Raw genomic sequence first — 13276 nt, 5'->3', positions numbered from 1 at the left:
TCACCTACCGGATCACCGGTGACTCCACGCCGCCTTCGACCACCCCGCCGCCGGCCACGCCCTCGCGCGACCTGCGGCTGGAGGGTGAGCGTGACGAAACCGCCATGGAGGAAGCCGCCTTCCTCACCCCCGGTTCGCCCGCAGTGCCACCATCGTCCACCGCCGCAAGATCCAGGTGGCGTGGGACAGCGTCGTCGAGGAGATGCTCGGCCACGACGGCGCCGTCCTCGAACCGGTCCTGTGACGGCCGTTCAGCCGGGTTTGACGCAGATCAGGTGTGGGGTAGATGCCACCGCGTCAGCAACGGCGACGGCTCACGGAGCTGAGGGAGAAGGCAGGTCAGTCAGTGGTGAACTCATCGCCCAGGCCGACCATGTCGAGGATGGCGACCGTGATCCGGGACGGCCTGCGCAGCAGCATGGTGCCCCCGCATGCGACGACCCGCCGGCGGGCCGTCAACAGCGCCGTGACCCCGGCGGCACAGAAGAAGCTGACCTGGCTCAGGTCGAGCACCAGTACGGCGGGCGGCTGGCTCGCCGTCAGGCTGTCGACAACATCCACCAGCCGGCCGACGGTGTCCATGTCGAGCGGCCCGGTGACCTCCACCACGATCGCCGAGCCGTCCCGGACGACCGCGAGGGACAGGGGTGGCTCGCGGGTGGTGGTGGCGTCCGCCGGCTGGAAGCAAGGTGCGTGATGCACGGACATGAACCGCTCCTCGGTGAGGAGGTCAGGGGACCGGGTCTGCGCCGGTGCCCGCCGTCAGCGGGCGGCACTGGTCCTGGGCTCATGTCCGAACCCACCCCGACCCTAACCGGCTCCCGCCCGATCCGCACCTGCCCGTCCCGGGCAACCGGTCACGAATTCCACGTTCAGGAGGTAACGGTGGTGTCCCCCGCTGCTGATTTCCCTCTGGCCTCGGCGTACAGCCAGTTGCTGGCCCTGCTCGCCGATTCGCTCCACGTCGACGTGTTCCTCGACCACGTCGTCAAGGTCGCGGCGGAGGTCATCTCCCCGGCCGTGGCCTGCGGGCTGACCATGCGCCGGGACGGCGGCGCCTTCACCGTCGCCGGCAGCGACGACCTCGCCGCCAGGGCCGACGAGATCCAGTACGGGGCCGATGAGGGACCGTGCCTCGACGCCCTGCGCCGGGAACGGGTCGTCGAGGTCGTCGATCTGCGCGAGGACCGACGCTGGCCGAGGTATCGGGAACACGCGCTCCGACTGGGCATCGTCAGCTCCCTGTCGCTGCCGATGACGATCGATCGCGAGACCGTTGGCGCGTTGAACCTCTACGCCACCCAGCCCGCCGCCTTCACCCAAACGGCACGCCGGCACGCCCTGGCGTTCACCGACCAGGCGACGGCGGCGCTGACCGTCATCCTGCGCCAAGCCGACCAGTCGCTGCTGCACCAGCAGCTCACCGACGCAATGGCCTCCCGCAGCATCATCGACCAGGCCCTCGGGGTGCTGATGGGCCAACAGCGGTGCACCGCCAAGGAGGCGTTCGCTCTGCTCCGCCAGGCGTCCCAGCACCGCAACCGCAAGCTGCGCGACGTCGCTGCACAGATCATCAAGCAGATCAGCGGTGAGGATCCCCCACCGGCGCCCGAATTCGCGGTACCGCGCCCGCAGTCATGATCAAGCAGTGAGTTCGGCTGCCCGTGCTCGTCGGTTCGCACCCGACCGGCGGGCGCGGTCACCGCTACGCGGGCGGTGCGGACGCTACCGTGCAGGCTCCGCTCGACGCACCGTGTGCCGTCCGTCCCACCGAGTTCAGATGCATTGACCGACGCTGGTAGGGCAACCCGGGCGGGTAGTGCCGGCATCGGCGCCGGGCGAGGACGTGGACGGGCAGGCAGGCTGCAGCGACCAACGAGGGGTACCCCATGGTGGGCTCACCTCGTGGAGAATGCGGCGGGTGCGACTTGATCTGGACAGCATCGACTGGGCGTCGTTGACGCACGCGTACGGAAGTGCCGAGGACGTGCCTGGCCTCATCCGTGATCTGCGGTCATCCGACGCCGAGGTCCGTGACGCGGCAATGTACGAGCTGTACGGCAACATTTACCACCAGGGCACCCGCTACGAGGCCAGCGCATACGCGGTCCCGTTCCTGCTGGAACTGCTGGCCGCCCCCGCCACGCCCGCCCGGCACGAAGTCATTCAGCTGCTCTCCTGCCTCGCTGTCGGTTACACGCCTTACGACATACCCGCCGGCGGCTTCCCCATCGCCGAAATCCGCAACGACGTGGCCCAAGTCCCCGAGGAGACCTGGCGCCGCTGGTCGCAAGCGATGAAGGACTGGTACGAGGTCGTTGGTACAGGGCAGAGGCAACCTCTTCCGCTCACCAAGCCCGAGCGGCGCCTGCTCGAAACCCGGCACGCGCTCGCCGCGTACGATGCCGTCCGCGCCGGCGTCCCGCTGCTGTTGACATGCCTGGCTGACCCAGACGACGAGGTGGTCGGGGAGGCGATCCACGCCTTGGCCTGGTTTTCGGAGGAGATGACGTCGATCCGCCCCCGCCTGCTCGAAATCGCCTCCGACGACCAGCGCCCCGCGCAGATAGTGGGAGCGGCGCTGATCGCGTTAGGACTGGTCGGCGGTGCGTTGACGCAGCCTGTAGCGGACCTGCTCGACAGGAACCTTGCAGGTACAGATCCCGACTTGAGATGGGCGGCTGCTGTGGCGTGGGCGCAGCTGGCCGGTGAAGAGGTACCGGACTCGGCAATAGCCGAGCTACGCGGATGGGCAGCCACTCGCCAACAGGACACCGGGCAGACAATCTGGGGAACGAGCCCCAGCTACGTGGCACTCGAAGTGCTCGACGCCTTCGCCGCACCGGTGGCCGAGGAGGTGCGGTCCGACCTCGTTGCGGCGGTGCTCGCCGAACAACCCACATCGAACTGGCACAACCATTTCAACGTGGTGCTGGGGTACGCGTTTCCGCAGATGGAATCGGATCACGGCCGCGGCCTCGAGGAACTGACGGCGGCGCAGCGGGCGGCAGTCGCCTGGCTCATCGATAACCCGCACGTGTTCGGCTCGTCGGGGCCTCAAGGCCCGCTCCGCCAACACGGCCTACCGACGACTCACGAGGCGCTACGCGCCTACGCCGGCCTGGAGGGGTAACAAACACAGCGGGTTGGCCGGACAGCGCTGCACCCCTCGCCTCGTAACGTCCGTCCGCGTGCTGACGAACTCCCCTCGCGTACCTGGTTTCGCCATCACCGCGGACCGCCTACTACCCTGCGGTGGCCGCATCGCCGGCTCGTCGCAATCCGACGGGACGATGAGCTGTTGGCGTACGCGACCAGAGCCTCGCCGGCAACGCTGCTCCCGCCGCCGGTTCCGGCGCCTGGAGGCGCGGGTCGGGCGGGCGCGACGTGGTGAGCCACATGCTCGACCTGACAGTCTTAGCGCGGTCAGGTCCCGCGTTACGGCAGGAACGCCGCTCACGCTACGAACCTCGGGTTTAGTGCGCAGATTTCCCCACACCGCCGGGCAAATCACCAGGTCAGAACAGGCCGACCGTCCCAAGGTCAGTGATCATGAGCCAAGTCGGGCCGGGCGGGGGACGTGGACGGACAAGCTGCTCAGGGGGCTGTGGTGGTCGCCTGAGCTGCGGCCAGCAACGCGTGGAGCCGCTCGTGCGGGAAGCCCTGGTCGGTACCGGGTGGGGTAACCCGGGTGCTGTAGAAGTCCCGCTCTTCGTCGAGGCCCTGTGCCGCCCACCGGTAGCCGGCCTCGTCGCGGTGCCACGTCACGTTCTGGCCACGGAAGTCGGACCGGTCCAGCCAGTCGGCGCCGCTCGGCCAGTACCCGGTCCAGCCGTCCGGGCGCAGCGAGGCGAAAGCAGCCTCCACCGTGGCCATGGCACCGCTCACGTCGTCGTCCTCGAACACCGCGGCGAACCGGCACAGCAGCGCCAGCGCGGGCCCCGGATGCGGCAGTTCCGCATCGCGTGCAGCCAGAGCCCGGCAAACCAGTTCGAGCTCGGACCAGCGCAGCGCGTACGGGTGCCAGTGCGCGCAGTCGTCCCAGCCCAGCTCGACCGCCTCCGCTTCGCCCGGGCTGAGGATGCCGAGGCTGTGAGAACCGAGGACCGGGCTGAGCTCGAGCGCGAGCCGGTGGCCGCCACCGACGTCGAACACGACCGTCAGCTCCGGTTCCGACCCGTCGTCGCCCTCGCCGCCGTCGTGGTCCTCGTCGGCAAGGTCGTCCTGCTCGTCAATGACGTCGGCGAGATCGCCGAGGCGCTCCGAGCCGGGCCAGCCCTCGTGGGCGAACAGATAACGTGCCCAGAAGACGGGGTCGTGCAGCGATGCGGTCAGGGGTGCGGGCATGCTCATCGCATGATCATGACCGAGGCCGCGTCATGTCGCCACCGAGCACCGGCTCGGTGCCGCCGTCAGCGGTCGCCTGAGCTGCCTTGACGGGAGTCCGCCGGACTGCAGCCCGACGGGTCCTGGCTGTTCAGCGCCCGAGGACGTCCACCAGTTGCTGCCCCAGGCCGGTGCAGGCCTCCATGTCCAGGCGGTACGTCACGTAGCGGCCGCGGCGCGCCGAGATCAGCAGCCCGGCCGCTTTCAGCACCGCGAGGTGCCTGGAAACCTCCGGCGCCGTCACCTGCCAGAAGTCGGCCAGCTCGCCGGTCGTGTGGGGACCGCGGGCGAGCGTGCGGCAGAAACGTAGCCGCAGCGGGTGCGCAAGCGCGGTCAACCGAGCATCCAGCTCGTCCACCCGTAACACCGGGCGCGGGTCCCAGCCCGGTGCCGGGTACTGCAGCACGGGCTGCCAGCCGGTCGCGTACACGATGGTCATGTGCGGTGCGCCGTACGCGCTCGGGATGAGCGTCATCCCGCCGCCGCGGCCGTCTGCGATCTGGTCCTGCAGCTTGTCGATCGTCAGGATGCCGCGCTCGGTGTCGACCCCGATTGCGGGCGAGATCCGGCCGAGGGCGCCGATACCCTCGCGGGCCAGGTCGAAGCGTCGACGGTCGGCTTCCTCGGCGAGCGCTGGGCGGATGCGTTTCCAGACCGTGCCGAAGAAGGCGGACTCGCAGGCGAGCAGAAAGCGACGTACCCGTTCGCGCTCGGCGGCCGGATCGGCGAGCACCCGCTCGGCCCACGCCGCCTGCCGCGGCCCTCGGGCGCGGGCCGCAGCCAGCGCCCGCTGCCGCACGATCGGGTCACGCAGCGGCGACCACATTCGCGGCGCTGGTGAGGCGGCCCGATGGGCGGCGAGCGCCGCAGCGACCCAGCGCTCGTCGTCCAAGCGGTCGACGCCGTCCAGTTCCTCGCGCAGGCTCGGCCGTGGATCGGGCGGGAACAGGAAGTCGGCCCGGCCGGAGTGCCAGAGCAGGCCAAATTCCTCGAGGTCTGGGGCCAACTCTGTGGGAAGGGCAGCCGCCATCGTCCTAACCGCCGCGGCGGTGTCCGGATGATGCTGCGGCTCCGCGAGCACGTGCAGCACCGCGCCGAGCTCCGCGAGCGGCGACGGTGTTATCCGGATCCGATCGGCTGGTACGCCGGCGACGTCGACCGAGGTAACCACGGTACCGATCATGGCAGGGGTCCACGTCCGGGCAAACCGATTGACGTCGTTTGTCAATCGACGAGCCGTGGATTGACGACGCTGGCCAACCTGGGTCCCTTCGCGGCCGTATGGCCAGACGATCGGAGCCGTGACGACCACCCGTACGACGCTTCGTGAGCTGGTCCACATCCCGGGCGGCGGCCGCTACGCGCTCAGCGCCGCAGTCGAGGCAGCGACCTCCGGGATGCTGCGCCCGTTCATTGTGATCTACGCCGTGCTGATCGGGCTCAGCGCGCCGCAGGCCGGTACGACGCTGACCGTCGGCATGCTGGCCGGCCTCTGCGCCGTCCCGCTCGCCGGACGCTGGATCGACCGCGGGGCGCGGCGCGCCCCCGCCGTCGCCGCGCTACTGGTGCGGGCGGTGGGATCGCTGCTGCTTGCCTTGGTGCCCGGCATCGCCGGATTCGCGATCGGTGCGGTGCTCATCGGCGTCGGCACGCAGATCGCTCCACCCACCAATTCCGCGCTGGTCGCCGCGCTCGCCGGCCCGGCCCAACGTACGGCGGCGCTGGCCGCAGGCCGCTCGCTGCGCAACGCCGGCCTGGGTGCCGGCGCCCTGTTCGGCACGGTTCTGGTCGCGAGCGGGCCGGAGGTGCTCCGCTGGCTCGCGCTGGCGACGGCGCTCGGGTGCGCGTTCGGCGCGGCGATGATCGCCCGGGTGCCGCTGCCCCATCAGGATGTTCCGGCCCCCGCCCCGGCTGCGGCTACGAGGGAAGCGCGCGGTGCGGGCCTACGCACCGTCACCATCCTGGCCCTGGCCGGCATTCCGTACGCGTTTTACGCCGACATCCTCGAGATCGCCCTGCCGCTGCTGCTGGTGCAGGGTCTGCACGCGTCACTGGCGTGGCCCTCGGGCATCTTCGTCGCCAACACCGTCATGGTGATTGTGCTGCAGCTGGTCGTGGTAGTGCGCGTCGCGAAGTGGCCGCACCGCACCGTGCTGTTCTGGTCCGGCTTGCTGCTTGCCGCCTCCTACCTCGGCTTCTGCCTCGGCGGGGCGACCGGCGGCGGTCCCGGCACGGTGCTCGTCGCGCTGGTCATCGTTCCGTACACGTTGGGTGAGATTCTCTACACCGGCAGCAGCGTGCCGCTGGTGATCGAGTCAGCACCGCCACACCTGGTGGGGCGCGCGCTCGCCCGGTGGCAGCTCAGCTACGGCCTGGCCCGGGCCGTCGATCCCATCATCATCACCGGTCTGCTCAGCCTGGGCGCGGCGGCGCTGTGGCTGCCGCTGGCCGCCGCGACCCTGCTGGGCGCAGCGACGGTGCGGCTGGGCACTCGACAGCATCGTCCGCACCGTTGGCGTGGGCAGTCCATGAGTCATGCCGTGGCAGATGGCGGGAGCCGGCCGTCGATGGTCCCCTGACCAAGCGCTGGTGCTCTCAGGTCGAGTAGCCGGGAGGGATTCAACCTCCCGGACAGATCTGGGCGTAGCACTGCACACCGCCTCAACGCGCCTGGTCACCTCACCGCAGAGCGACCCGACCTGCACTCATTTACCGCCGGCCTACGCCGCGACCACGACGCCGCCGTCAACGGCCTGATCCTGCCCTACAGCTCCGGTGTCGTTGAAGGACCGGTCAAGGGCGTCGGCGTCAAAAAGGCGTGAAAAAACCGGCGGTGTGCGTTAAATCCGCGTAGCGGCGGCCGCCGGTCCGGCCCTGCCAGCCCAATCATGGGCGACGGAACGTCGTGGTCGACCGGGCGATGGTCCGGTGGCCGTGCGGCAACCCCGGGTCTCTCCCGGCCAGCAGGTACGTGCTGGGCCCACCCTCCCGGCGACGGAGAACTGGGGAGGCACGATGAGCGTCGGCGCGCGCGCCCGGGTACGGGCGCGGGAGAAACGCCCGCTGCGGGACTGGCTGCTGGCCGACGCGTCGGCCCGGCCGGCCCGGGCGGAGGGCCCGTACGCCCGCCCGCCGGAGCGGCACCATCACAGCTGGTGGAAGGTCATGTGCCTGACCGGCGTGGACTACTTCTCCACCCTCGGCTACCAGCCCGGCATCGCGGCGCTGGCCGCCGGCGTGCTGTCCCCGGTGGCCACGCTGGTGCTGGTCCTGGTCACCCTGCTCGGGGCGCTACCGGTCTACCGGCGGGTCGCGCACGACAGCCCGCACGGCGAAGGCTCCATCGCGATGCTGGTGCGGTTGCTGACCTACTGGCAGGGGAAGCTCTTCGTGCTGGTCCTGCTCGGCTTCGCCGCGACCGACTTCATCATCACCATCACCCTGTCAGCGGCTGACGCCACCGCGCACATCGACGAGAACCCGTTCTGGCCGGACAACCTGCGCGGCCACCCGGTGATCATCACGCTGCTGCTGGTGGCGCTGCTCGGCGCGGTGTTCCTCAAGGGGTTCACCGAGGCGATCGGCATCGCCGTCGGGCTGGTGGGGGTCTACCTGGCGCTCAACGCCGTGGTGGTGGTCGACGCGCTCTGGCGGGTGCTCACCCACCCCAGCATGGTCGGCGACTGGACCACCGCACTGACCGCGCAGCACGGCGATCCGCTGCTCATGGTTGGCATCGCGCTGCTCATCTTCCCCAAGCTCGCGCTCGGCCTGTCCGGCTTCGAGACCGGCGTCGCGGTCATGCCGCATGTCAAGGGCGACCCGGAGGACACGGAGGAGAAGCCGACGGGGCGGATCCGGGGTGCACGGCGACTGCTCACCACCGCCGCCGTGATCATGAGCATCTTCCTGATCACCAGCAGCATCGTCACCACCGTGCTCATCCCGGCCGACGCCTTCAAGCCGGGCGGGCCGGCGAACGGGCGGGCCCTGGCGTACCTGGCGCACCAGCACCTCGGCGAGGTGTTCGGCACGATCTATGACCTGTCCACCATCGCGATCCTCTGGTTCGCCGGCGCCTCCGCGATGGCCGGCCTGCTCAACCTGGTCCCCCGCTACCTGCCCCGGTACGGCATGGCGCCCACCTGGGCGCGGGCGGTACGGCCGCTGGTGCTCGTGTTCACCGCCGTGGCGTTCCTGATCACGATCGTGTTCCGAGCCAGCGTCGACGCGCAGGGTGGGGCGTACGCCACGGGCGTGCTCGTCCTGATCACGTCTGCGGCGACAGCGGTGACGCTCTCCGCCCGACACCGACGCCAGCACGTTCGTACGGCCGCGTTCGGGATCATCACGGTGATCTTCGTCTACACCACGATCGCGAATGTCGTGGAGCGGCCCGACGGTGTGAAGATCGCCGCCGCCTTCATCGCCGGCATCATCGGGGTGTCGCTGCTCTCCCGGCTGTTCCGGGCCTTCGAGCTCCGGGTCGAGACGGTCGAGCTGGACGCCACGGCCCGGCAGTTCATCACCGACTGCGCCCGGCGGCGGATCCGGCTCATCGCGCACGAGTCGAGTACGGGGGACGCCGCCGAGTACCGCGACAAACTCGCGCAGATCGTCAAGGACAACGACTTTCCGGCCGACAGCGACGTCATCTTCGTCGAGGTGACCGTCACCGACCCGTCGGACTTCGAGACCGAGTTGCACATCAGGGGAGCGGTCGTGCACGGCAGATACCGGGTGCTGCGGCTGGCCAGTTCGTCCGTGCCGAACGCGCTCGCCGCGCTGCTGCTGCACATCCGCGACCTCACCCACCGCCGGCCGCACATCTACTTCGAGTGGACCGAGGGCAACCCGGCGGGCAACTTCCTGCGTTACCTGATCTTCGGGCAGGGCGAGATCGCCCCCGTCACGCGGGAGATTCTGCGCCGGCAGGAGCCCGACCGGACGCGGCGCCCGCACGTGCACACCGGCTGACCCCGGCGCGGCGGGGTCCGACGGACGGGTCCGGCAGGCCGGACGGCCCTGCGCGGCGCCCGGCCCGCGGGCCAGGATCGGGGTGGGACCGCGCGAGGAGGCAGACCATGGCGGACACCGACACCCGTCCCGTCTGGCGGCACACCCACCGGCCGCCGGCCCTGATCAACCGGGCGGTCCTCGCCGTCCTGCGCTCCCGGCGCCTGCATGGCCTGCTCGACGGGCAGCTCTGTGAGCTGCGCTACCGCGCCCGCGACGGCCGGCCCGTCCGACTTCCGGTGCGCTACGCGGTGACCGGCGAGGGGTACGCCGTGCTCGTCGGGGACGCCCGGGACAAACGGTGGTGGCGGCGCTTCCGCCGGCCCGACGCGGTGCAGGTCTGCCGGGGTGGCCGCTGCCGTACCGGCCTCGGCCGGATCGTCCCGCCGGAGGACCCGGCCTTCGCCCCAGCCGCAGCGGCGTACGCCCGACGGCACGGCGTGCTGGTCGGCCCGGACGACCGGCTCCTGGTGGTCAAGCTGCCGGCCGCGGCGCGCGGCTGACCGGTCGGGTGCGAGTGCGGCGGGCCGCAGTCACGGACGGTAGCGGTAGCCCATGCCCGGCTCGGTGATCAGGTGCCGGGGGCGGGTCGGGTCGTCCTCGAGCTTGCGGCGCAGCTGGGCCATGTACTGGCGCAGATAGTTGGTCTCGTTGTGGTATTCGGGGCCCCACACCTCGTGCAGGAGCTGCCGCTGGCTGACCAGCTTGCCGGGGTGGCGGAGCAGCTTCTCCAGCATGGCCCACTGGGTGGGGGTGAGCTTGACCTCGACACCGTCGTCGCGGGTGACCACCCGGTCGGCGAGGTCGACGGTGTGCCGGCCGATCCGGTGCGTGGCGGTGGCCGGCACTCCCGTCGAGTCGGCGGGGGCCACGGTGAGGCGGCGGGTGACCGCCCGGATGCGGGCGAGCAGCTCGTCCACCCCGAACGGCTTGGTCACGTAGTCGTCGGCGCCGGCGTCGAGCGCGGCGACCTTGTCCTCGCTGCCGGCCCTGCCGGAGAGCACGATGATCGGTACGCCCGTCCAGCCGCGCAGCCCGCGGATCACCTCCACGCCGTCCAGGTCGGGCAGGCCGAGGTCCAGCACCACCAGGTCGGGTGGGTGGCTCGCGGCCGCCTTGAGCGCGGTGGTGCCGCTGTCGACGACCTCGACGTCGTAGCCCCGCGCCCGGAGGTTGATCCGGAGGGCGCGCAGGATCTGCGGCTCGTCGTCGACGACCAGGATCCGCGTCATTCCTGTGGCCCTTCCGACTCGATCCCTGTAGTGGCGGCCGGCAGGCGTACCACCATGGTGAGTCCACCCCCGGGGGTCGTCTCGGGGGTGATGCTGCCACCCATCGCCTCGGCGAGCCCCCGGGACAGCGCGAGACCGAGCCCCACGCCGGTCTGGTTGTCCCGGTCGCCGAGGCGCTGGAACGGCAGGAAGACGTGTTCCCACTGGTCCTCGGGTATCCCCGGGCCGGTGTCGATCACCCGCAGCTCGACCTGCCCGGCGTGCGCGCTCGCGGTGATCGTCGGCGGCTCCCCCGCCGGACTGTAGCGCAGGGCGTTGGTGATGATGTTGACGAGCACCCGCTCCAGCAGGCCGGGGTCGGCGAGCGCCGCCGGCAGGTCGGCGGGGATGTCGGTGGTGACGTCCCGGGCGGCCGGTCCGATCTCGTCCAGGGCCAGCGGTACGGCGTCCTCCAGTCCGATCGCGGTGGTGGTGACGCCCAGCGCGCCGGCCTGCAGGCGGCTCATGTCGAGGAGGTTCGCCACCAGCCGGCCGAGCCGGTCGAGGGACTCATCCGCCGTGGCCAGCAGTTCCTCCCGGTCGTCGGCGTCGAACTCCACGTCGTGGCTGCACAGGCTGGACACGGCGGCCTTGGCCGAGGCGAGCGGCGTACGCAGGTCGTGGCTGACCGCGGCGAGCAGCGCGGTGCGCATCCGGTCGGCCTCGGCGAGCGGCCGGACGGCGGCGGCCTCCTCGGCGAGCCGTTCCTGGCGCAGCGCCACGGCGGCCTGCGCGGCGAACGCCTCGACCACCCGGCGGTCGGCGGCCTCCAGCCGCCGGCCGGCGAGCACCACGGTCAGCCGCTCGTCGACGGGCACCACCGTCTCTCCCGCGCTGGGGCTGCCGGCCGGGGCGTCCCCGACGCTGGCCACCACCCGCCAGGCAGCCTCCTCCCGGGCCCGGCCCGGCCGGCCCTCCGCCTCGGCGGCGAGTTCCAGCACGCTGACCGCGCGGAGCGCGAAGGTCTCCCGGAGCCGGTCGAGCAGCGCGGGCAGCGGCCGTTCGCCGCGCAGCACGCTGCCCGCGACGGTGGCCAGGGTCTGGGCGTCGGCGGACGCCCGGGCCGCCTCCCGGGTACGCCGGGCCGCCACGTCGACCACCCCGCTGACCGCGACGGCCACGCCGACGAAGACGGCGAGGGCGAGGAGGTTGTCCGCCTCGGCGATGGTCAGCGTGTGCAGCGGCGGGGTGAAGAAGTAGTTGAGCAGCAGGGAGCCGCCGAGCGCGGCGACCAGCGCCGGCCACAACCCGCCGACCAGCGCCACCCCGACCACCGCGGCCAGGAAGATCAGGATGTCGTTGGTCAGGGTGAGGTCGGGCAGCGCCTTGAGCAGGAACGTGAGCAGCGGCATGCCGAGGCCGGCGAGCCCGAAGCCGAGCACCCGGCGCCGCCGGGACAGGGCCGCCGGCACCGCCGCGCCCCGTCGGCCCCGCCCGGCCTGGGGATGGGTGACGAGGTGCACGTCGATCGGGCCCGACAGCGCGGTGGTGGTGACCCCGACCCCGCGCGAGAGGAGCTGCGCGAACCGGCCCCGCCGGCTGGCGCCCAGCACCAGCTGGGTGGCGTTGACACCGCGGGCGAAGTCCAGCAGCGCCGCCGGGATGTCCGCGCCGAGCACCTGGTGGTACGTGCCGCCCAGGCTCTCCACCAGCACCCGCTGCCGGGCCAGCTGAACCGGGTCCGCGCCGGCCAGGCCATCGCTGCGGGCCACGTGCACGGCCAGCAGGTCGGCGCCCTTGCTGCGGGCGGCGATCCGGGCCGCCCGCCGGATCAGCGTCTCCCCCTCCGGCCCGCCGGTGAGCGCCACCACCACCCGCTCCCGGGCCTCCCAGGTGGCCGAGATGCCCTGCTGGGCGCGGTACGCGTCGAGCTGCTCGTCAACCTTGTCGGCCAGCCAGAGCAGGGCCAGCTCGCGCAGGGCGGTCAGGTTGCCGACCCGGAAGTAGTTGCCCAGCGCCGCGTCGATCTTGTCTGGGCGGTAGATGTTGCCGTGAGCCATCCGCCGGCGCAGCGCCTCCGGGGTCATGTCGACCAGCTCGACCTGCTCGGCGGCCCGGACCACCTGGTCGGGCAGGGTCTCCTGCTGGGTGATGCCGGTGATCTGCGCGACGACGTCGTTGAGCGACTCGAGGTGCTGGATGTTGACCGTGGTCAGCACGCTGATCCCGGCGTCGAGCAGCTCGTGGACGTCCTGCCAGCGCTTCTCGTTGCGGGAGCCGGGCACGTTGGTGTGCGCCAGCTCGTCGACCACGGCGACCTCGGGCCGGCGCGCCAGCACCGCGGCGAGGTCCATCTCGGTGAACTCGACGCCCCGGTAGCCGACGGTGCGTCGGGGCACCACCTCGAGGTCGCCGATCATCGCCGCGGTGTGCGGCCGGCCGTGCGTCTCGACCAGGCCGATCACCACGTCGGTGCCCCGCTCGGCCCGCCGCTGGGCTTCCTCCAGCATCGCGTACGTCTTGCCGACGCCCGGGGCGGCACCGAGGTAGATGCGGAGCTCTCCCCTTGGCACGGATACATCCTCCCTGATTCCCGGAGCCACCGGTCATCGGACGGTCGTGCGACGCGGGCGGAGCCACCGGATGGTGGCCCCGCCCGCGGT

The 13276-nt window shown here is 71.5% G+C and carries 10 protein-coding genes; 5 read left to right on the top strand and 5 right to left on the bottom strand.

Features of this window, described 5'->3' with window-relative positions:
- Positions 1–339: 339 nt before the first annotated feature.
- Positions 340–708: an STAS domain-containing protein gene (locus ACGFI9_RS32620; RefSeq protein WP_393184152.1), complete on the bottom strand. Its 369-nt coding sequence runs from the start codon at positions 706–708 to the stop codon at positions 340–342.
- 177 nt (positions 709–885) lie between these two features.
- On the opposite strand from ACGFI9_RS32620, the gene ACGFI9_RS32615 reads away from it, so the two are divergent.
- Together ACGFI9_RS32615 and ACGFI9_RS32610 are read left to right on the top strand one after the other, a co-directional pair.
- Complete coding sequence (locus tag ACGFI9_RS32615) at positions 886–1641, top strand: GAF and ANTAR domain-containing protein (RefSeq protein ID WP_393184151.1); 756 nt, start codon at positions 886–888, stop codon at positions 1639–1641.
- 280 nt (positions 1642–1921) lie between these two features.
- Positions 1922–3133 (top strand): HEAT repeat domain-containing protein, encoded by a 1212-nt coding sequence (locus tag ACGFI9_RS32610; protein ID WP_393184149.1) that lies wholly within the window; start codon positions 1922–1924, stop codon positions 3131–3133.
- 464 nt (positions 3134–3597) lie between these two features.
- On the opposite strand, the gene ACGFI9_RS32605 is transcribed toward ACGFI9_RS32610, so the two are convergent.
- Positions 3598–4353 (bottom strand): hypothetical protein, encoded by a 756-nt coding sequence (locus ACGFI9_RS32605; RefSeq protein ID WP_393184147.1) that lies wholly within the window; start codon positions 4351–4353, stop codon positions 3598–3600.
- Between the two features lie 124 nt (positions 4354–4477).
- A complete protein-coding gene (locus ACGFI9_RS32600; RefSeq protein ID WP_393184145.1) occupies positions 4478–5569 on the bottom strand; it encodes a DUF5937 family protein in 1092 nt (363 codons plus the stop codon).
- A gap of 118 nt (positions 5570–5687) precedes the next feature.
- Between ACGFI9_RS32600 and ACGFI9_RS32595 the strand changes: the two genes are divergently transcribed.
- The 3 genes from ACGFI9_RS32595 (at position 5688) to ACGFI9_RS32585 (ending at position 9905) form a co-directional block, all read left to right on the top strand.
- Positions 5688–6965 (top strand): MFS transporter, encoded by a 1278-nt coding sequence (locus ACGFI9_RS32595; protein WP_393184143.1) that lies wholly within the window; start codon positions 5688–5690, stop codon positions 6963–6965.
- Positions 6966–7401: 436 nt separating this feature from the next.
- On the top strand, positions 7402–9363 hold the full coding sequence (locus ACGFI9_RS32590; RefSeq protein ID WP_393184141.1) for an amino acid transporter: 1962 nt from the start codon (positions 7402–7404) through the stop codon (positions 9361–9363).
- Between the two features lie 107 nt (positions 9364–9470).
- The gene (locus ACGFI9_RS32585; protein ID WP_393184139.1) at positions 9471–9905 is read left to right on the top strand and encodes a hypothetical protein; all 435 of its coding nucleotides are present in this window, start codon (positions 9471–9473) and stop codon (positions 9903–9905) included.
- Positions 9906–9935: 30 nt separating this feature from the next.
- Here ACGFI9_RS32585 and ACGFI9_RS32580 read toward each other — a convergent pair whose 3' ends face one another.
- Both ACGFI9_RS32580 and ACGFI9_RS32575 read right to left on the bottom strand, forming a co-directional pair.
- Positions 9936–10634, bottom strand: a complete 699-nt coding sequence (locus tag ACGFI9_RS32580; protein ID WP_393184137.1) for a response regulator — start codon at positions 10632–10634, stop codon at positions 9936–9938.
- A complete protein-coding gene (locus ACGFI9_RS32575) occupies positions 10631–13186 on the bottom strand; it encodes a DUF4118 domain-containing protein (protein ID WP_393184135.1) in 2556 nt (851 codons plus the stop codon). Before ACGFI9_RS32575 ends, ACGFI9_RS32580 begins: the two co-directional genes overlap by 4 nt.
- Between the last annotated feature and the right edge of the window lie 90 nt (positions 13187–13276).

It is taken from the genome of Micromonospora sp. NPDC048930 (assembly GCF_043197935.1).
Lineage (GTDB): Bacteria > Actinomycetota > Actinomycetes > Mycobacteriales > Micromonosporaceae > Micromonospora.
This window is presented reverse-complemented; position numbering and strand designations above follow the sequence as displayed.